Origin of the sequence: Aeromicrobium fastidiosum, from assembly GCF_017876595.1 — a bacterium.
Lineage (GTDB): Bacteria > Actinomycetota > Actinomycetes > Propionibacteriales > Nocardioidaceae > Aeromicrobium > Aeromicrobium fastidiosum.
Window position 1 is genome coordinate 3,752,901 of the sequence record NZ_JAGIOG010000001.1, and the last position, 20,075, is coordinate 3,772,975.

Annotated in this window: 17 protein-coding genes; 4 read left to right on the forward strand and 13 right to left on the reverse strand. The window is 70.5% G+C overall.

Features of this window, described 5'->3' with window-relative positions:
- Positions 1 to 15: 15 nt before the first annotated feature.
- On the reverse strand, positions 16 to 1,872 hold the full coding sequence (lepA, locus tag JOF40_RS18715) for a translation elongation factor 4 (protein WP_129182673.1): 1,857 nt from the start codon (positions 1,870 to 1,872) through the stop codon (positions 16 to 18).
- Between the two features lie 178 nt (positions 1,873 to 2,050).
- On the opposite strand from lepA, the gene rpsT reads away from it, so the two are divergent.
- The gene (gene rpsT / locus JOF40_RS18720) at positions 2,051 to 2,311 is read left to right on the forward strand and encodes a 30S ribosomal protein S20 (RefSeq protein WP_129182675.1); all 261 of its coding nucleotides are present in this window, start codon (positions 2,051 to 2,053) and stop codon (positions 2,309 to 2,311) included.
- Positions 2,312 to 2,355: 44 nt separating this feature from the next.
- On the opposite strand, the gene JOF40_RS18725 is transcribed toward rpsT, so the two are convergent.
- The 8 genes from JOF40_RS18725 to JOF40_RS18760 all read right to left on the reverse strand — a co-directional run bounded on the left by JOF40_RS18725 (position 2,356) and on the right by JOF40_RS18760 (position 13,461).
- Entirely contained in the window at positions 2,356 to 3,537 is a 1,182-nt protein-coding gene (locus JOF40_RS18725; protein ID WP_129182677.1) for a heparan-alpha-glucosaminide N-acetyltransferase domain-containing protein, read from the reverse strand.
- On the reverse strand, positions 3,538 to 4,509 hold the full coding sequence (gene holA / locus JOF40_RS18730) for a DNA polymerase III subunit delta (protein WP_129182679.1): 972 nt from the start codon (positions 4,507 to 4,509) through the stop codon (positions 3,538 to 3,540).
- Positions 4,510 to 4,582: 73 nt separating this feature from the next.
- Positions 4,583 to 6,781 carry a ComEC/Rec2 family competence protein gene (locus tag JOF40_RS18735; RefSeq protein WP_209674704.1) on the reverse strand — a complete coding sequence of 733 codons (2,199 nt, stop codon included), beginning with the start codon at positions 6,779 to 6,781 and terminating at the stop codon, positions 4,583 to 4,585.
- Positions 6,782 to 6,795: 14 nt separating this feature from the next.
- A complete protein-coding gene (locus JOF40_RS18740) occupies positions 6,796 to 7,548 on the reverse strand; it encodes a ComEA family DNA-binding protein (protein ID WP_129182683.1) in 753 nt (250 codons plus the stop codon).
- Between the two features lie 170 nt (positions 7,549 to 7,718).
- Positions 7,719 to 8,558: a DegV family protein gene (locus JOF40_RS18745; protein WP_129182685.1), complete on the reverse strand. Its 840-nt coding sequence runs from the start codon at positions 8,556 to 8,558 to the stop codon at positions 7,719 to 7,721.
- A gap of 65 nt (positions 8,559 to 8,623) precedes the next feature.
- Entirely contained in the window at positions 8,624 to 11,479 is a 2,856-nt protein-coding gene (gene leuS / locus JOF40_RS18750) for a leucine--tRNA ligase (protein WP_209674706.1), read from the reverse strand.
- 26 nt (positions 11,480 to 11,505) lie between these two features.
- Entirely contained in the window at positions 11,506 to 11,754 is a 249-nt protein-coding gene (locus JOF40_RS18755) for a hypothetical protein (RefSeq protein WP_129182687.1), read from the reverse strand.
- Positions 11,755 to 11,763: 9 nt separating this feature from the next.
- A complete protein-coding gene (locus JOF40_RS18760) occupies positions 11,764 to 13,461 on the reverse strand; it encodes a sodium:solute symporter family protein (protein ID WP_129182689.1) in 1,698 nt (565 codons plus the stop codon).
- 128 nt (positions 13,462 to 13,589) lie between these two features.
- Between JOF40_RS18760 and JOF40_RS18765 the strand changes: the two genes are divergently transcribed.
- Both JOF40_RS18765 and JOF40_RS18770 read left to right on the forward strand, forming a co-directional pair.
- Entirely contained in the window at positions 13,590 to 14,657 is a 1,068-nt protein-coding gene (locus JOF40_RS18765; RefSeq protein WP_129182691.1) for a M4 family metallopeptidase, read from the forward strand.
- Positions 14,658 to 14,679: 22 nt separating this feature from the next.
- Positions 14,680 to 14,964, forward strand: coding sequence for a protealysin inhibitor emfourin (locus JOF40_RS18770; protein WP_129182694.1), 285 nt, complete (start codon positions 14,680 to 14,682; stop codon positions 14,962 to 14,964).
- Positions 14,965 to 14,979: 15 nt separating this feature from the next.
- Here JOF40_RS18770 and JOF40_RS18775 read toward each other — a convergent pair whose 3' ends face one another.
- From JOF40_RS18775 to JOF40_RS18790, 4 genes are all read right to left on the reverse strand, one after another.
- A complete protein-coding gene (locus tag JOF40_RS18775) occupies positions 14,980 to 15,339 on the reverse strand; it encodes an SIP domain-containing protein (RefSeq protein WP_129182695.1) in 360 nt (119 codons plus the stop codon).
- A gap of 208 nt (positions 15,340 to 15,547) precedes the next feature.
- Complete coding sequence (locus JOF40_RS18780) at positions 15,548 to 16,039, reverse strand: Dps family protein (RefSeq protein ID WP_129182697.1); 492 nt, start codon at positions 16,037 to 16,039, stop codon at positions 15,548 to 15,550.
- A gap of 92 nt (positions 16,040 to 16,131) precedes the next feature.
- Positions 16,132 to 16,806 (reverse strand): potassium channel family protein, encoded by a 675-nt coding sequence (locus JOF40_RS18785; RefSeq protein ID WP_245343161.1) that lies wholly within the window; start codon positions 16,804 to 16,806, stop codon positions 16,132 to 16,134.
- Positions 16,799 to 18,154 carry a TrkH family potassium uptake protein gene (locus tag JOF40_RS18790; protein ID WP_246152827.1) on the reverse strand — a complete coding sequence of 452 codons (1,356 nt, stop codon included), beginning with the start codon at positions 18,152 to 18,154 and terminating at the stop codon, positions 16,799 to 16,801. The genes JOF40_RS18785 and JOF40_RS18790 overlap by 8 nt, the downstream gene beginning before the upstream one ends.
- 53 nt (positions 18,155 to 18,207) lie before the next feature.
- Between JOF40_RS18790 and JOF40_RS18795 the strand changes: the two genes are divergently transcribed.
- Positions 18,208 to 20,028 carry a CDP-glycerol glycerophosphotransferase family protein gene (locus JOF40_RS18795; protein WP_129182699.1) on the forward strand — a complete coding sequence of 607 codons (1,821 nt, stop codon included), beginning with the start codon at positions 18,208 to 18,210 and terminating at the stop codon, positions 20,026 to 20,028.
- Positions 20,029 to 20,075: the final 47 nt, after the last annotated feature.

Sequence of the window (20,075 nt, forward strand, 5' to 3'; positions counted from 1 at the left end):
ATCGCGGTGTGAGCGCTACTTCTTGTCGACGTCGCCGGTCGAGAGCGCGGCGATGAACGCCTCCTGGGGGACCTCGACGCGGCCGACCATCTTCATGCGCTTCTTGCCCTCCTTCTGCTTCTCGAGCAGCTTGCGCTTGCGGCTGATGTCGCCGCCGTAGCACTTGGCGAGCACGTCCTTGCGGATCGCGCGGATGTTCTCGCGGGCGATGACGCGCGCGCCGATCGCGGCCTGGATCGGCACCTCGAACTGCTGGCGCGGGATGAGCTCCTTGAGCTTGCCCGCCAGCGAGACGCCGTAGCCGTAGGCGTTGTCGCGGTGCACGATCGCGCTGAAGGCGTCGACGACCTCGCCCTGCAGCAGCACGTCGACCTTGACCAGGTCGGCCGCCTGCTCGCCGGTGGGCTCGTAGTCGAGCGAGGCGTAGCCCTTGGTGCGACTCTTGAGGGCGTCGAAGAAGTCGAACATGATCTCGCCCATGGGCAGCGTGTACTTGATCTCGACGCGATCCTCGGACAGGTAGTCCATGCCGATGAGCACACCGCGCCGAGCCTGGCACAGCTCCATGATGACGCCGATGTAGTCGCTGGGGCTGAGCACCGTGGCACGCACGACCGGCTCGAAGACCTTGTCGATCTTGCCGTCCGACGGGTACTCGGACGGGTTGGTAACGACGATCTCCTTGCCGTCCTCCATTTCGACGCGGTACACGACGTTGGGGGCGGTCGAGATGAGCTCGAGGTTGAACTCGCGCTCGAGGCGCTCGCGGACGATCTCCAGGTGCAGCAGGCCCAGGAAGCCGATGCGGAAGCCGAAGCCCAGCGCGCCGGACGACTCGGGCTCGTAGACCAGGGCAGCGTCGTTGAGCTGCAGCTTCTCGAGCGCGTCGCGCAGCGTCGGGTAGTCGTCGCCGTCGAGCGGGTAGAGACCTGAGTAGACCATCGGGTTGGGGGTCTTGTAGCCGCCGAGCGGCTCGGTGGCACCGCGGATGTTGGACGTCACGGTGTCGCCGACGCGCGACTGCCGCACCTCCTTCACCCCCGTGATGAGATAGCCGACCTCGCCGACGCCGAGATCCGGTGCCTTGACCGGCTCGGGCGAGATGACGCCGACCTCGAGCATCTCGTGCACGGCTCCGGTCGACATCATCTTGATCTTGTCGCGGTGGCTGAGCTTGCCGTCGACGACGCGGACGTACGTGACGACGCCGCGGTACGTGTCGTAGACCGAGTCGAAGATCAGCGCGCGCGGCGGGGCGTCGGGATCACCCTTCGGCGGCGGGATCTCGTCGACGATGAGGTTGAGCAGCTCCTCGACGCCCTGGCCGGTCTTGGCCGAGACCCGCAGGACGTCGTCGGGGTTGCCGCCGATGATGCCGGCGATCTCCTCGGCGTACTTCTCGGGCTGCGCGCCGGGCAGGTCGATCTTGTTGAGCACCGGGATGATGTCGAGATCGGCGTCGATCGCGAGATACAGGTTGGCCAGCGTCTGCGCCTCGATGCCCTGCGCGGCGTCGACCAGCAGGACGGCGCCCTCGCACGCCTCGAGGCTGCGGCTGACCTCGTACGTGAAGTCGACGTGGCCGGGGGTGTCGATCATGTTGAGCACGTAGACCGTGCCGGCGTCGTCGCCGCTCGACTTCACGAACGGCATGCGGACGGCCTGGCTCTTGATCGTGATGCCGCGCTCGCGCTCGATGTCCATGCGGTCGAGGTACTGCGCCTTCATGTCACGACCGTCGACGACTCCGGTGTGCTGCAGCATGCGATCGGCCAACGTCGACTTGCCGTGGTCGATGTGCGCGATGATGCAGAAGTTGCGCAGGACCTGCGGGTCGGTGGCCCCGGGCTGGGGTACGGGGCGGGTGCTCATGATGAGCCATTCTCCCATCACCGGGCCCGAGCACCCGCCACGCCATCGATTTGAGGCTGCGGGCCGCCGACTGCTAGAGTTGGCGGTCGCGTGCTCCGGCACGTCCTCACACCTCTGGGCACGGTCTGCGTGCCGCCCGATCGTCGGAACATCACACCAAGAGAAGTAGGTCTACCCCGTGGCGAACATCAAGTCGCAGATCAAGCGCAACCGCCAGAACGAGCTGGCTCGCGAGCGCAACAAGTCCGTGCGCTCCGCGCTCAAGACGGCCGTCCGTCGCTTCGAGGAGGCCATCGCCTCCGGCAACGCCGACGACGCCAAGAAGCTCGCCAGCGTCGCCACGCAGAAGCTCGACAAGGCCGCCTCCAAGAAGGTCATCCACAAGAACCAGGCTGCCAACCGCAAGTCGGCCATCGCCAAGAAGGCCGCCGCGCTCTGACGCACGGCCCGCTGTGCCTCACAGCATGAAACAACGCCCCGGCCTCAGGCCGGGGCGTTGTTTCGTTGCTGACGCACTCGGCCCGGCCGTCCCGGTCGCCACGTCGAGACGAGCCTGACGACAGACTCCAGCGGCCCGCGAGGACAGAACGCCAGCCACACCGTGGCGACCGCGCACAGGACGATGGCCTGGATTGCCCAGTCGCCGTAGCTGCCGGTCGACCCGAACGGGTCGTCGCTCGCCCGGCGGTGCACCACGATCCGCCATGTCCAGAGGACGTGCACCGTGTAGAGCGACAGGGTCATCGCACCGGCGGCCCTCACCGGCAGCAGGACCCATCGCGACCATGGCAGCCGGACCACCAGGGCGCACAGGCCGATCACGACCAGCGCCGAGCCGATCGCGCCGATGACGTTGAGCGGTCGTGAGGTGTGCTCCCCCACGAACCACAGCTCGCGCCACTGCGCCGGCTCGAACGGATACGAGGCGCGCACGAACAGCTGCTGCCACCCCTGGACGTACCAGTCGTCGAACACGCCCCGGGCGATCGCGACGGCCCCGGTCCCGAGCGAGACCCCCAGCAGCACGACGCCGCCGAGCAGGACGGCGACCGCGATCTTCGCCCGACCCAGATCGAGGCGACCGACACCGAGGCCCACCAGCACGTACGCGAACCACACCCCCGCGGGATACGCACCCCAGACGATCAGCTCGGTGAGCAGCGACCACGGTGGCAGGGCGTCGCTCAGCTCGGCCTGGTCGGACATCACCGCGCCGTGCTCGATCTGCAGCCACAGCAGCAGCACGGGTGCCACGACGGCCCAGGCCAGGCCCAGGGCGATCAGGGCGCGAGCAGGCAGGCCACGGAACGGCAGCGCCACGACGATCATCAGGCCGTAGAACGCGAGGATGACGTAGACCGGCATCTGGTCGAGCGAGCCGAGCGACAGCCCCATCGCGATCAGGATCACGGCCCGGATGCAGGTGGCCCGCACCGATCCCGCGCCCTGCGGATCGCGTCGGTGCACCAGCGACAGCGCGACCCCGGCCAGCATCGCGAACAGCGGTGCGGCCCGTCCGCTCGCGATGATCTGCCCCACGGGCGGGCTGGCACCCGTCCACATCGGACCGAGGTGCACGAACATCATGCCGAGCAGCGCGACGCCCCGCGCGAGGTCGACCGCGTCGACGCGGCTGCGCCGGGGCCGGGGCCGGGTGCCGAGCATCTAGCGCCGTCGCTGGGCTGCGACGGCCAGGACCATCCGCTCGACCGCGAACGCTGGATCGGCCGCGCCGCCCTTGACGTCGAGATCGGCCTGGGCGACCGCGGAGATCGCTGCCGCCAGGCCCGGCGCGTCCCAGCTGCGCAGCTGCTGCCGCATCGACCGGATCTTGAACGGCGGTGCCCCGATGTGGGCGGCCAGCTCGTTGTCGCGCAGCCCCTCGGGGGCACCCGAGAGCTTGGCCAGCGACCGCAGGCCCGTCGCGAGGGCGCTCGTGATGAGGACGGGCGCGACCTTGGCCGACTCCGCCCACCGGGCCTGCTCGAGCGCGATGTCGATGCGGCCGTCGATCGTGGCGTCGGCGATCTCGTAGCCACGGACGTCGGCGCGTCCACCGAAGTACTGCTGCACCAGCGAGGTGCTGATGTCGGTGCCCTTCTCGAGGTTGGCCACGAGCTGGTCGGCCGCGCCCGCGAGCGCCCGCAGATCCTGTCCGACGGCGGCCACGAGGTAGGCCGCGGCCTGCTCGTCGATGCGGGCCCCGAGGTCGCGCACCTCGGTGACGACCCAGCGGGCGTAGTCGCGCTCGTACTTGGGCTGCTCGAGCTTGACCTCGCTGACGACGGCGGCCTTGCGCAGCTTGTCGAGCAGACCCTTGCCCTTCTGCCCACCGCTGTGGACGAGCACGACCGCGATGTCGGGCGACGGCTCGGCGACATAGGCCAGCAGCTCGGACTGCGCGACGTCGGGCAGGTCCTGCAGCTCGGTCAGCACGAGGGCCGTGGCATCGCTGAACAGCGACGGGCTGGTGAGGCCGGCGAGCTCGCCGGGCTGCAGGCCCGATGCCGTCGTGGTGGCCACCTCGCACTCGGGCTGCTCGGCGGTGACGAAGGCGATCGCCTTGGCCCGGGTGCGATCGGCGAGGAACTCGGCGTTGCCGGTGATGAGCAGGATCTTGCCGAATGCCGAGGCCACGGCAGCAGCCTATCCGCGACCCACGTCAGCCCCGACGGACGCTAGTCCCGACTCACGCTAGCCCCGACTGACGCTAGCCCCGACTGACCACGTGGAGCCGACCCTCGCGGAGCACGACCGCGATGTCGCCGTCGAGGTCGGTGCGCCACCACTGCGTGCCGCGCGCCCGCAGCAGCGCGAGCAGGGCCGCCGTGGGATGCCCGTAGTCGTTGTCCTCCCCGGCGCTGATCGTGGCGATGCGGGCACCGACCGCGTCGATGAACCGCGGTTCCTGGTCGGCGCTGCCGTGGTGCGGCACCTTGAGCACGTCGGCCGTGACGTCGACGCCCGACCGAAGGATGCGCTGCTGGGCCTCCTCGCCGACGTCGCCGGTCAGCATCAGGTGGACGCCACGGACCGTCGCCCGCAGCACGACGCTGACGCCGTTGCGGTCGCCTGCAGGCGGCTCGTCGGCCGGCGGCCAGAGCACGTCGGCGGACGTCTCGCCGACGGCGAAGGCCTCCCCCGCCGCTGCCGTGTGCGTCGGCACCCCGGGCACGTCGGGCCCACCCGACGTGCCGACGACGACCTGGTCGACCCGGCGACCGTGCACGGCACCGCGCCAGCCGTCGACGTGGTCGGCGTCGCCGTGGGTCAGCACGAGCAGGCGAAGGGTGTGGACCCCCAACCCGTCGAGGCACCGGTCGACGGGCGCGTCGTCCTCCCCGACGTCGATGACGACGGCCTCCCCCGGCGCGACGGGCAGCACCGTGGCGTCGCCCTGCCCGACGTCGCAGCTGACCATGACCCATCCGGGTGGGGGCCAACCCGTCTCGGGCGGCCGCCACACCCCGACCGCAAAGCCCAGCACGACGCCCACGAACAGCACCGGGCGCGACGACAGCCGCACGGCCAGCCACGTCACGACCGGCACCAGCACGATCAGCACCTGCCACGGCGCGTGCCACTCGAACGACGCAGCGTCGAGGCCCGCCGCGGTGTGCCCCACCGTGAGGATCCAGCTCGCGCACGCCCCCGCGACCAAGCCGCACGCATGTCCCGCAGGCACCCACACGAGGGACAGGAGTCCGCCCACCAGCCCTGCCACGGTCGCCGGCGCGACCGCCGGTGCGGCGACCAGGTTGGCGAACACGGCCACCAGCGACACCTCGCCCGACAAGGCCGCGATCGTCGGCGTGCACACCAGCTGGGCCGCCACCGGCACCCCGATCGCCAGCGCGCACCACCGCGGCATCCAGGTCTCGAGCCGGCGCGCGAACACGGGTGCCAGCACCAGGATGCCGGCGGTCGCGCTGACCGAGAGGACGAACCCGGGCGACCGCGACAGCCACGGGTCGACGAACAGCAGCACGACGACGGCCCAGCAGAGCGCCCGCAGGCCCCCGCGTGACCCGAAGCCCAGTGCGGCGACGCCGACCGCGCCCATCGCTGCCGCACGGACGACGCTGGGCTCGGGCCTGGCCAGCAGCACGAATGCCGCGATCGACAGCGCCCCGACGACGACCAGCCCGCGACGACGGGCTCCGGCGGCGCGGGCTACGGCCATCGTGACCGCCAGCACGATCGTCAGGTTGGTGCCGGAGACGGCCATGAGGTGCGTCAGGCCGCTGCGGCGGAAGTCCTCCTCGATGCCGTCGGTGACACCTCCCTCGTCGCCGTCGACGAGAGCGGGGACGAGGCCGCGCGGCTCGTCGGACAACGGGGCCACGGCCTGCCGCACGCCCTCACGGACGTGCTCGGACGCCGCCCACCACCAGGCGACACCGCTCGACGTCCCCCGGCGCACGACGTCGATCGTGACGCTCTCGTCGGAGCGGTCGGACGGTGCGAGTCGCCCCTGCACGACGAGCCGTTGCCCGACGACCAGGTCGGTGGCCCGGCCGTCGACGAAGGCCGTCGCGCTGTCGCGCAGCCGCAGGTCGAGACCGTTCGCAGCGACCCGCCGGACGACGACCCCGACCACGGTCGACTCGCGGCCGCGCTGGGTGAACACCCGCGCATCGCGGTTGACCTGCACCTCGAGGGTCACGAGGCGTCCGCTCTGCGCCAGGTCGACCAACGGCGACTGCTCGATCGTCGCGAGCCGCCACCCGCACGAGGCTGCGACCGCCGCGACGCACACCGCGGCCAGCAGCAGGGGGACGGCGCGGCGTCGATGCCACAGCACCGCCGCCACGACCACCGCGCCGGCCGAGATGCCGGCGGCAACGGCCGATCCCGTGGTGACGAGCCAGGCCGCGAGGCACCACGACAGGACAGCGCCCGGGGCCATCCGCCCGTCGTGGGTCACACCACGACGAGATCGCGGAGCTCGGCCAGGGTCGCGTCGCCGATGCCCTTGACGTCGAGCAGGTCGTCGACCGACCCGAACCGTCCGTTGGTGTCGCGCCACGCGAGGATCGCCTGCGCCGTGACGGGGCCGACGCCGGGCAACGCGTCGAGCTGTTCGGCCGTGGCGGTGTTGAGGTTGACCTTGGTGCCGGCCGGGGCGGCTCCCGTCGTCCCGGGTGAACCGGGTGCACCGGCCACACCCGGGTCGACGGGATCGATCCCGACCAGCACCTGCTCGCCGTCGGTCAGCTCGCGGGCCATGTTGAGCGCCGTGGTGTCGACCCGGCCGTCGAGCCCGCCGGCCGCCTCGATCGCCTCGTAGACCCGCGATCCCTTCGGCAGCGTCACGATGCCCGGCTTCTTGACGTCGCCCACGACGTCGATGATCAGGGGCTGCGCCTGCGCCGCTGCCTGCCCCTGGACCGCTGGCGAGCCAGTGCCTGCCGACGAGAGCGACAGCGGGGCGACGGGCGGGCTGCTGTCGGGACGGCCAGCGAGCAGCCACCACACCAGCAGCACCGATGCCGCGACCGCGATCGTCGCCAGGGCACGCGCGTGCGGGATCTCGACCCGGCGGCGCTGGGGTGCCTCGGGCTCCTCGGCGGGCGGCAGCTCGGCGTCGAACGAGGCAGCCAGCTGCGCGAGCCGTCGCCGGGCGATGTCGGCACGGGTCTCGTCGAGCGGGTCGTCTCGGTGCAGCGGCTTCACACCTCGACGGTATGCACCAGGCGACGTCCGCGGGAGCCGTCAGCCGTCCGCTGTGGACAACCCCGCGCGTCGACGGGCCGGTGGGACGGCCGCGAGACGGGCGAGCGGTGCGCTGGCGTCCAGGCTCGGCCGCCAGGTGGACGCCAGTGCACCGCCGCCCCCCGGACGAGTCAGCGGGGGGTGATGGTTACCGAGATCATGCCGGGCCCCACGTGTGCGCCGATCGCGGCACCGACCTCGTCGACCGGGATCGACTCGCGCTCGAGCGCCGTGGCCAGCCGCTCGGCCACCGCCGTCGCCGTGGTCAGGCTGGCCAAGTGCTGAACGCCGATGTCGAACCCGTCGTCACAGGCCGCCGCCTTCTCGACGGCCAGCGCCTCGAGCCTGGCCAGTGCCTTGGCCTGGGTGCGGACGCGCTCGAGCGGCACGACGACGCCGTCGGTGATCGTCAGGATCGGCTTGACCGCGAGCGCCGAGCCGATCAGCGCCGCAGCGGCCCCGACACGTCCACCCCGCCTGAGGTACTCCAGGGTGTCGACGTACATCAGCACGACCGAGCTCTCGCCGGCCCCGCGGGCCGCATCCGCAACGCCGGCCGCATCGGCTCCGGCATCGCGGGCCTGCGCGGCACGGCCGGCGGCGAAGCCTGTCGCGACACCCACCTGGGTCGAGTCGATGCAGACGACGGGCACGCTGGCCTGCTTGGACGCCAGCTGAGCCGACTCGAGCGTGCCCGACATGCGGGCGCTGAGGTGCACCGAGACGATCGACTCGGCACCCTCGGCGGCCAGCCGCTCGTACACCGCCAGGAAGTCGTCGGGGGTGGGACGCGAGGTGCTGACGGGCACGAACGCGGCCAGCGCCTCGGCGATCATGTCGGCCGTGACGTCGTCGCCCTCGGTGTAGACGTCGGCCCCGATGATGACCTGCAGCGGCACGACCACGATGTGCTCGCGCTCCGCATCGTCGGGGTCGAGCGAGGACGTCGAGTCCGTGACGATGCCGATCATGCCCGAAGCCTAGCGGGATGTGCGCCAGGTCACGTCGTCAACCATGGGCCAAGCGGCCCTGAGGCTCACACGACGATGCTGACCAGCTTGGGAGCCTTGACGATGACCTTGCGGATCTCTCGGCCGTCGATCGACGTGATGACGTTGGGCTCGGCCAGCGCCAGGGCGGTCAGCTCGTCGTCGGAGATGTCGGGGCTGACCTCGATCTTGCCGCGCACCTTGCCGAGCACCTGCACGACGCACGTCACCGACGACGAGGCGAGGTGCGCCGGGTCGGCGACGGGGAACGCCGCGTGGGTCAGCGACTCCTCGTGGCCGAGACGCGACCAGAGCTCCTCGGCGAGGTGGGGGGCCAGCGGCGCGAGCATCAGCACGAGCGGCTCGACCGCGGCCCGACTCGTGACGCCGGCCTTCGTCAGGTGGTTGGTCAGCTCGATGAGCTTGGCCACCGCGGTGTTGAACCGCATGTGCTCCATGTCGCCGCGCACGCCGTCGATCGTGGTGTGCAGGACGTGCAGCGTCTCGGTGTCGAGCTCGGCCTCGTCGACGCGCGACCCGCCGGTCTCCTCGTCGACCAGCAGTCGCCACACCCGCTGCAGGAAGCGCTGCGAGCCGACGACGGCGCGGGTCTCCCAGGGCCGGGACACGTCGAGCGGACCCATGGACATCTCGTAGACCCGGAACGTGTCGGCACCGTAGGCCTCGTACATCTCGTCGGGCGTCACGACGTTCTTGAGGCTCTTGCCCATCTTGCCGTACTCGCGGGTGACCGGCCGCCCCTCGAAGAAGTGGCCGCCGTCGTGCTCCTCGACCTGCGTGGCGTCGACGTAGACGCCGCGCTCGTCGACGTACGCATACGCCTGGATGTAGCCCTGGTTGAACAGCCGGTGGAACGGCTCCTCGCTCGACACGTGGCCGAGGTCGAACATCACCTTGTGCCAGAAGCGCGCGTACAACAGGTGCAGCACGGCGTGCTCGACGCCGCCGACGTACAGGTCGACGCCGCCCGTGCCACCCGGCGTCTTCGGGCCCAGCCAGTAGCGCTCGTTGGCGGGGTCTGTGACCGCATCGGGGTTGTGGGGGTCGGTGTAGCGCAGCTCGTACCAGGACGATCCGGCCCAGTTGGGCATCGTGTTGGTCTCGCGACGGTAGGGACGCGGACCGTCGCCGAGGTCGAGCGTCACGTGCACCCAGTCGTCGGCGCGTGCCAACGGCGGCTCGGGCGTGCTGTCGGCGTCGCCCGGCTCGTATGTCTTGGGCGAGTAGTCGGGCACCTCGGGCAGCTCGACCGGCAGCAGGTGGTCGGGCACCGCGATGGGCTGGTCGGACTCGTCGTAGACGATCGGGAACGGCTCGCCCCAGTAGCGCTGGCGGCTGAACAGCCAGTCGCGCAAGCGGTACGTCGTCGTGCCCTCGCCGGCCCCGTGGGCCTGCAGCCACTCGACCACGGCGGTCTTGGCCTCCGCGACGCCCAGACCGTTGATGTCGAGCCCGTTGACGTCGAGGCCCGCGTCGTCACCGGTCTGCGCGGAGTTGATCGCCGGGCCCTCGCCCGGGTAGGCACCCTCGTGCCCCTCGGGCGGCTGGACCGTGTGGATGATCGGCAGCCCGTACGCCTCGGCGAACTCGAAGTCGCGCTGGTCGCCGCCTGGGACGGCCATGATCGCGCCGGTGCCGTAGCCCGTGAGGACGTAGTCGGCGATGAAGACGGGGATCTGCTCGCCGTTGACGGGGTTGGTCGCGTAGGAGCCCGTGAAGACGCCGGTCTTCTCCTTGTTCTCCTGGCGCTCGACGTCGGTCTTCGCCGCAGCCATGGCGCGGTACGCGGCGACGGCCTCGGCGGGCGTCTCCACCCCGTTGGTCCAGCTACGGGGCGTGCCGGCGGGCCACTCGTCCGCGACCAGCGTCTCGACGAGCTCGTGCTCGGGGGCCAGCACGGCGTACGTCGCGCCGAACAGCGTGTCGGGCCGGGTCGTGAACACGTCGAAGGACGTCGCGGCGGTCTCGACCTGGAACCGCACGCGCGCACCGTGCGAGCGTCCGATCCAGTTGCGCTGCATGTTCTTGACCGACTCGGGCCAGTCGACGCGCTCGAGGTCGTCGATGAGGCGGTCGGAGTAGGCCGTGATGCGCATCTTCCACTGGCGCAGGTTGCGGGTGAACACCGGGAAGTTGCCGCGCTCGCTGCGACCGTCGGCGGTCACCTCCTCGTTGGCCAGCACCGTGCCCAGGCCGGGGCACCAGTTGACCGGCGACTCGTCGACGTACGCCAGGCGGCGCGAGTCGATCAGCAGGCGACGCTCGAGCGGCTCGAGATCGGCCCAGCCGGCGCCGTCGGGGGCCGTGCGCTCGCCCGACTCGTACTCGGCCCGCAGCTCGCTGATGGGGCGGGCGCGCTGCTGCTCCTCGTCGTACCACGACTCGAAGATCTGGATGAAGATCCACTGCGTCCAGCGGACGAAGTCGGGGTCGATCGTCGCGAAGCTGCGACGCGGGTCGTGCGCCAGGCCCAGGCGGCGCAGCTGGCGGCGCATGTTCGTGATGTTGGCCAGGGTGTTCGTGCGAGGGTGCTCGCCCGTCTGCACAGCGTGGATCTCGGCGGGCAGGCCGAAGGCGTCGTAACCCAGGGCGTGCAGGACGTTGTCGCCCTGCATGCGGCGGTAGCGGCCGACCACGTCGGTCGCGATGTAGCCCAAGGGGTGGCCGACGTGCAGCCCCGCGCCCGACGGGTACGGGAACATGTCCATGATGAAGAACTTGTCGCCGAGCTCGGACGCGTCGCCGCCCGCGAGATCGCCGACGGGGTTGGGTGCCTCGAACGTCCCCTCGGCGTCCCACCGGTCCTGCCAGCGGCGCTCGATCTCACCGGCCAGGTCACTGGTGTAGCGGTGGGTCGCGGTGGTCTCGTCAGGCGTGCTCACTGACCGGATGTTACCGGCTGCGCGTCCTACTCCACGTCGTCGGGCACGACCACCGGACGGAGCCTGGCCCACACCCCGAAGCCGATCGCGACCACGAGCATCCCGACACCACCCCACAGGTTGATGTTGAGCCCGTCGCCCCGGGCCAGCTCCTCGTCGGTGGCGTTGAACAGCCCCAGCAGGATCAGGATGACGCCGTAGACGCCCAGGAGCCCGCCGATCACGAACCGGATGTCGAAGACGCCGGCCTTCTTCTTGGTCGTCTGCTCACTCATGACGGTCTCCTAGCGGAACAGCAGGTTGAGGACGATGACGATGACCAGGCCGAGGCCGGCCAGCCTCGTCGGGGACTGGTACCACGGCAGCGAGCCGGCGTCGGGGTCGACGAGCGACTCCTTGGGCGTCAGCGAGTACACGAGGCCCTCGAGCTCCTTGGGGTCACGTGGCCTCGTCATGAAGGTGACGACGACGCTCACCACGATGTCGACGACGAACGCCGCGCCCGCCGCCGCGAAGCTCGCGCCCTGGCCCGACAGCGCCAGCACGCCGGTCGACGCGCCACCGAAGGCGTCCTCGCTCAGGAAGGCGACGGCGATCGCGGCGCCCGTGCCCGCGACGAGGCCCGTCCAGCCGGCCGTCGCCGACATGCGCTTCCAGAACATGCCGAGGATGAACGTCGCGAACAGCGGGGCGTTGAAGAAGCCGAACAGCGTTTGCAGGTAGTTCATGAGGTTGTCGTAGTTGGACGCGAAGTACGCCGTGCCGATCGCGATGACGGTCGCCGCGACGGTCGCGATGCGCCCCACGCCCGTGTAGTAGCCGTCGGGCTTGTCCTTCTGCACGTACTGCTGCCACAGGTCGTACGAGAAGACCGTGTTGAACGCCGAGATGTTGGCGGCCATGCCGGCCATGAACGAGGCGAGCAGGCCGGCGATCGCGACGCCGAGCATGCCGTTGGGCAGCAGGTCGCGCATCAGCAGCAGGATCGCGTCGTTGTAGGTCGCGCCACCCGAGCTGCCCTCCCCCGACTTGAGGTTGGCGATCTCGGGGATGATGATCGCCGCCGCCATGCCGGGGATGATCACGATGAACGGGATGAACATCTTCGGGAACGCGCCGATGATCGGGGCCCGTCGCGCCGACGACAGCGAGTCGGACGCCATGGCCCGCTGCACCTCGACGAAGTTGGTCGTCCAGTAGCCGAACGACAGCACGAAGCCGAGGCCGAACACGATGCCGATCGTCGACAGCACGGGGTTGTCGATGCCGGTCAGGTCGGTGCCGGGCCACGACGACAGCTGCTCGGGGCCGGGCTGCACCTTGTCCTTGATGCCCTGCCAACCGCCGACCTTGTGCAGCGCGATGATCGTCAGCGGCGTCAGCGCGGCGACGATCACGAAGAACTGCAGCACCTCGTTGTAGATCGCCGCTGAGAGTCCTCCGAGCGTGATGTAGCTGAGCACCACGATCGCGGCGACGATCAGCGACACCCACAGCGGCCACCCCAGCAGGCGGTTGACGATCGTCGCGAGCAGGTAGAGATTGATGCCCGCGATCAGCAGCTGGGCGACCGAGAAGCTCAGCGCATTGACCAGGTGGGCACCGGTGCCGAAGCGCCGACGCATGAACTCCGGGACGCTCCGCACCCCGGAGCCGTAGTAGAACGGCATCATCACGATGCCGAGGAACAGCATCGCCGGCACCGCGCCGATCCAGAAGTAGTGGAACGTCGCGACGCCGAACTCGGCGCCGTTGGCCGACATGCCCATGATCTCGACCGCGCCGAGATTGGCCGAGATGAACGCGAGCCCCGTGACCCAGGCGGGCAGCGAGCGTCCCGACAAGAAGAAGTCGAGGCTCGACGACACCTGCCGCCTCGCCAGCACCCCGATCCCGAGCACGACCGCGAAGTACAGCGCGATGATCGTGTAGTCGAAGAAGTCGGCGTTGAGTCTGAACGTGTCGTCTGCTGCCCGGAGCATCGGGACCCCCGTCTCTGCGGGTCACGACCCCCCGGCCGGCCCCATCGGGGGACGTTACTCCCGCCGGTTCGGCTGCGCACGCCAGCGGATGCCTCGCGCGTGTCGGTGCCCGCGCCTACCGTGGAGGCATGGCTCACGGCATCGTCCCGCCCTACCTGCTGAGGCACCTATCCGAGCTCGACCGCGACGACCTGCGGGCGGCCACCGAGGCGGCGCACCGCACGCTGCTGGCGCCGTCGCCGCCGCGTCCGGCCCCTCGCACCGCCCTGCCAGAGTCGCCCCGGACGGTCGCCCCGACGTCGCCCGACCGCACGATCAGCGACGCGGCCGGTGCCGAGACGCTGCCCGGCGACGTCGTCCGGCGCGAGGGCGACGAGCCCACGGGCGACCTCGCGGCCGACGAGGCCTACGACGGCCTGGGCGCGACGTACGCGCTGCTCGCCGAGGTCTTCGGCCGAGCGTCGATCGACGGTGCCGGCCTGCCCCTGCTCGCGACGGTGCACTACGGGCAGCAGTACGACAACGCCTTCTGGGACGGCGAGCAGATGGTGTTCGGCGACGGCGACGGCCAGGTGTTCGGCCGGTTCACGGCGTCGTTGTCGGTCATCGGGCACGAGCTGGCGCACGGTGTCACCCAGCACACCGCCGCGCTCGTCTACGAGGGGCAGTCGGGCGCGCTGAACGAGTCGATCTCGGACGTGTTCGGTGCACTGGTCGAGCAGCACTCCCGCGGTCAGAGTGCCGCGGAGGCCTCGTGGCTGATCGGCGAGGGGCTGTTCACCGACCAGGTCGAGGGCAGCGCGCTGCGCTCGATGAAGGCACCCGGCACGGCGTACGACGACGACGTCCTCGGCAAGGACCCGCAGCCGGCCACGATGGCCGACTACGTCGACACCACCGACGACAACGGCGGCGTGCACCTCAACTCGGGCATCCCCAACCACGCGTTCTACCTCGTCGCGACGGCGCTCGGCGGCCACGCCTGGGACGCGGCCGGACCGATCTGGTACGACACGATCAGCGGCGACCTGCCGGCGACCGCGACGTTCGAGCAGTTCGGTGCCGCGACGGCAGCCGCCGCAACAGCGCGGTTCGGCGACGGCTCGCGCGAGCACCGAGCTGTCCGCGAGGCGTGGTCGACGGTGGGCCTGTCGATCGGCGACACTGACACCGACCCCGCGGGCCCCGCCCGCTGACCACGACGCTCAGGAGACCTCGATGGACGAGCTGCCCTTCGTCATCACGGTCGCGCGGACGGGAGGCTTCGCCGGACTGCGTCGCGAGTGGTCGATCGAGGTCGCGGTGCCGCAGGACGCCGATCGCTGGCGTCCCATCGTCGAGGCCTGCCCGTGGGATGACCTCGACGGCGACCGCGATGTCACGGCCGACGGGTTCGTCTACGCCGTGAGCGTGGCCGACCACGCGGCCGTCGTCCCGGAGCGCGAGCTCGACGGGCCGTGGCGCCAGCTGGTCGACGAGGTCAGACGATCCGCCGAGGCGTGATCGCCCGCGCTGACGTCAGAGCCGCTCGACCAGCGCGCTGATGTGCGGGCAGCCGGGCTCGACCCGCTGGCCGACCCAGATGCTGACGAGGCGACGCTCGTCGGGCTCGTCGGGCATCCATTCCTCGACCCACGCGGCCACCGCGCGACCGGCGGCGACACCGTGCCCCTCGGCGGAGCGGCGGATGCGGTGCACCGTGACGCGCAGCGGCGCACGGAACAGCGGCAGCGCGTCGTCCGCTCCGGCCTCGACCAGCACCTGGCCGTACGCATCGGCCGGCAGCCACGCGAGCGCGGCCTCGATCGCGACCACATCGCCGAGGTCGCCGGCCAGCAGCACGTGCTCGGTCGGCAGGCGGCGTCGATGGGATCTCACTCCCCGAGAGTAGAGGTAAGCCTCACCTCACTTCAAGAGGGGTGACCCATCACACGCGAGCCCGAGGGGACCGGCGATGAGGGTTACCGGCAATTCCAGCAACCACCAACCCTCATCGCCGATCGGCGCTGCAACCCACGATGAGGGTTACCGGCAGCCGTGGCAACCGATAACCCTCATCGTGGGTCCCCCGCGTGGCGGGGAGGGGTCAGGCGGCGAGGTGCGCCTGGAGGAACCAGCGGTCCTTGGTCAGGCCCCGCTCGATCTCGATCGCGACGTCCTGGCTGCTCAGGTCGATGTCGTCGAGACCCGTGACGGCCGCGCGCACCGTGACGAGGGCGGCGTCGATCTGGCGCACGACGGCGGCTGCGGTGTCCTGCCACGACTGGAAGCCGTCGGCCAGCTGGGGCAGCGTCGACTGGGCGGCGACGGTGTGCAGGCGGGCGTCGACGGGCAGGCCCAGGGCGACGACGCGCTCGGCGGCGGTGTCGGCGTAGTCCTGCGCGTGCGCGACGACCTGGTCGAGGGTCTCGTGGACGCCGACGAAGCTGCCGCCGCGGACGTGCCAGTGCGCCTGCTTGCCGTTGACGACGAGGGCCTCGAGGTCACGGACGACGGGGCTGAGGAACTGGGCGACACCCGCGGCGATCTCGGACGTCGTGGCGAGGTCGGACGGGATCTGCGTGTCAAGTGAAGTCATGCCTCCACCCTGCCCAGATCTGCTTGCCATTTCAACGAAGAGCAGGCTGACCTAAGGGTTGAGAGGCGAGGCTGGCCTACTCCGGACGCCCCTCAGGACAGCGCGCAGAACGCCTCGACCTTGGTCGTGGGACCCGACACGATGAGCTCGTCTCCCTCGAAGACCTGCGTCGTGGCCTGCGCGTACGTGAAGTCGCTGCCCCGCGACTTGATCGCGACGATCGTGACACCGTAGTCGGCGCGCAGCTTGGCGTCCTGCAGCGTCTTGCCGCAGGCGCGGGAGGGTGCGCGGGTGCGGGCGATCGCGAAGCCCTCGTCGAACTCGATGAAGTCGGTCATGGTGCCCGTGACCATGTGGGCGACCCGCTTGCCCATCTGCGACTCGGGGCGGATGACGTGGGTGGCGCCCACGCGCTCGAGGATCGCCGCGTGCTTGCCGCTGATGGCCTTGGCCCAGACCTCCTTGACGCCGAGGTCGAGCAGGCCCAGCACCGTCAGGACGCTCGCCTCGATGTCGGTGCCGATGCCGACGACCGCGACCTGGAACTGCTCGGCGCCGATCTGGCGCAGCGCCTCGGTGTCGGTCGTGTCGGCGGCGACGACGTGCGTGAAGTCGCTGGCGTACTTCTGCACGATGTCGGCCCGCTCGTCGACCGCGAGCACGTCGTGGCCCAGCTGCACCAACGAACGCGCCACGGCCGTGCCGAAGCGACCGAGCCCGAGCACGATGACCGGGGCGGTCGGAGAGGTGTTGCGGTCCTTAGCCAATGATCGGTTGCTCCTCGGGAAGTTGGTACCGCGGCATCCTACGCCGCAGCACCAGGGCCCCCGCCGCGGCGATCGTGCCGACGCGTCCGAGGAACATCAGCACGATGATGACGCACTGGGCGTCCACCGGCAGATCAGGCGTGATGCCGGTGCTGAGCCCGACCGTCGCGAAGGCCGAGGTGCACTCGAACAGCACCTGGTCGAAGTCGTAGTCGGTCATGAGCATCACGAGGAACGTCGTCGTGGTCACGAGCATCACCGCGAGCAGCGCGATCGTGAGAGCCGTGCGGACGACGCGGGCGCTGATGCGTCGCGCCCCCACGGCGACATCGGGGTCACCGCGCAGCTCGGCCCAGATGACGTACGCGAGCAGCAGGAAGGTCGTGATCTTGATGCCGCCGGCCGTGCTGGCGCTACCACCGCCGATGAACATCATGATGATGCCGATGTTGAGCGTCTCGGGCCGGACCGATCCCCAGTCGAAGCTGTTGAGGCCGCCCGATCGCGGCATGATGCCGCCCTCGACGCCGGTCACGACCTTGTGCCAGAAGCCCGCACCGCCGAGGGTGTCGGGGTTGTTCCACTCCAGCAGCAGGAACGTCAGCGCCGCGAAGATCAGCAGGCCGATCGATCCCCAGACCGTGAGCCTGGTGTGGATCGTCCATCGCGACGGGGTGCGCCAGCCGCTGAACAGCTCGGCCAGCACCGGGAACCCGATCGCCCCGATGAACACCGCCATCGAGATCGGGATGATGATCAGCCCGTCGCCCGCATACCCGACGAGACTGTCGCTGTTGAGCGAGAACCCGGCGTTGTTGAACGCCATGACGGCGTCGAACACGCCGTGCCACAGCGCCGTCGGCAGGTCGTCGAAGTACGCCGCGCGGTAGCGGATCGTCAGCACGAGCGCCGTCACGAACTGGAAGAAGACCATCGTGATCGCCACCCGCTTGAACAGGGGGCGCACCTCGCCGATGTTGACGACGTGCATGTCGGCCTGGGCGACCAGTCGGGTGCGGAGCCCGAGGCGTCCGCCGATGAACAGCCCCAGCACCGTCGCGAGGGCCACGATGCCGAGCCCGCCGATCTCGACCAGCGCGAGGATGATGCCCTGCCCGGCGGGAGACCAGTAGGTCGAGGTGTCGACCGTCGCGAGGCCCGTCACCGTGACGGCCGACGTCGACGTGAAGAACGCCGGCATGAAGCCGGGGGCCTGCCCACCCGACCGGGCCACGGGCAGCAGGAGCAGCAGGGTGCCGACCAGGATCAGGGCGAAGAACGTCAGGGGCAGCAGCCGCACGGGGTGGGCGATCGCAGCAGGCAGAGACAGCCTCCGGGGTCGCAGCACGGCACGACGTTACCGCAGGATCGGGCCGCTCCCCCCGTGATAATTTCGTCGATATGGTCTCGCCCGTCCGCACCGTCCAAGCGGCACTCTCCCGGCTGGGCAGGTCTGACGAGCTTCCCGCCTTCGCAGCGACCGTCGGCGGTCTCGTGCTCGCGACGCTGTGTGCCGCCGCGGGCCTGGAGATCGCCGCCCTCGTGCTGCTGCTCGTCTCGGTCGTCGGCGAGCTGTTCTTCGAGCGGCGCTCGACGCCGCCGGCGATCCTGCTGGGACAGGCGTCCTTCGGCATCCCGATGCGGTTCGTGCTGCGCCTCGTCGTGGCGCTCGTCGTGAGCGAGCACATCGACTCGGTCGAGGCATGGCGCGCCGTCGCCGTGATGGGCGTCGTGGAGGTCGTGGTGCTGTGCGCCCGCGCGCTGCACGACACCTACCGCGAGGTCGGCCCGCTCAAGCCCATGCAGACCCGCAACATCCCCGGCGCCACCCGCATCCACGAGACGCCGCCGCGTCGCATCGCCGAGGTCGTGGCGAGCCAGCTGCTCGTGCTCGCCCCGGCCCTGCTGGGTGCCCCGTGGTGGCTCGTCGTGGTGCTCGCCGCGGTGGGCGTCGCCGTGGTCGTGCGCGTGTCGGTCCCCGACATGCGGGCGTCGTGGACGATGCGCCAGCAGAAGCGCGCGACGGGGTTCACCGGTCCCCTGCGCCAGATCCAGGACTTCCTCGACGACTACCGCCCCGAGGTCGTCGTTCACCTCAGCGGGCCCGACACGGCGGCGTACCAGATCAACACGTGGCTCGAGGCGCTCGAGTCGCTCGACCGCCGGGTCTTCATCGTCCTGCGCGATCCGCCGCTGTTCGGGCGCATGGCCGCCACGGCGATCCCGACGCTCGAGCTGCGCGATCCCGGCGAGCTCCTGATGCTCGACTTCAGCGCAGCCCGCATCGCGCTCTACCCGTCCAACACCGGCAACAACATCCACCTGCTGCGCCTGCCGACGCTGATGAGCGCGTTCATCGGCCACGGCGACAGCGACAAGAGCGCGTCGAACAACCCGTTCTCCCGCGCGTACGACGAGCTGTGGGTCGCGGGCGAGGCCGGTGCCGACCGCTACCGTCGCTCAGGGCTCGGCATCCACGAGGGCCAGTACCGCTACGTCGGACGTCCGCAGGTGCACGCCATCTCGCGCGAGCCGGCGCTCGGTGCCGACGAGGTGCCGACCGTGCTGTACGCGCCGACGTGGGAGGGGGTCAACCTCGACCAGGAGTACTCCTCGGTGTCGGCAGTCGGCGTGCGGGTCGTCGAGGCGCTGCTCGCCGCGGAGCCGCCCGTGCGCGTCGTGTTCAAATCGCACCCGTTCACGGGACAGCGCGACGCCAAGTACCGCTTCGTCCTGGCCCGGATCGCCGGACTCATCGATGACGCCGCGGCGCGCACCGGCATCGACCACCGGGTCGTCAAGGGCGGCTCGATCAACGAGTGGTTCAACCGGGCCACGGCGCTCGTGACCGACATCTCGAGCGTCGTCAGCGACTTCCTCGCCAGCGAGAAGCCGTATGCGGTGTTCAACCACACCGATCTCGACGACGAGGCGTTCCGGGCGGAGTTCCCGTCGACGGGGGCCGGCACGACGATCGGCCGCGACGGGCGGGGCATCGCGGAGTTCATCGACGTCGTCACGCAGGTTGCCCCCGACCAGCACGCGGAGCGCCGCGCCGAGCTGGCCACATACCTGCTCGGGCCGCAGGAGCACCGGTCGCTGGAGTCGTTCCAGGCGGCGATCGACGCCATGATCGCCCGCTCGGAGGCCGATCGCGCCGCGTACCGCGACGGCACGCCCACCAGCGAGATCCCCGTGACCGACGAGCCCGGTCTGCTCTGAGTCGGGTGCGGCGCGCATGGCTGGGCCGGAGTGCACGACCAGATAAG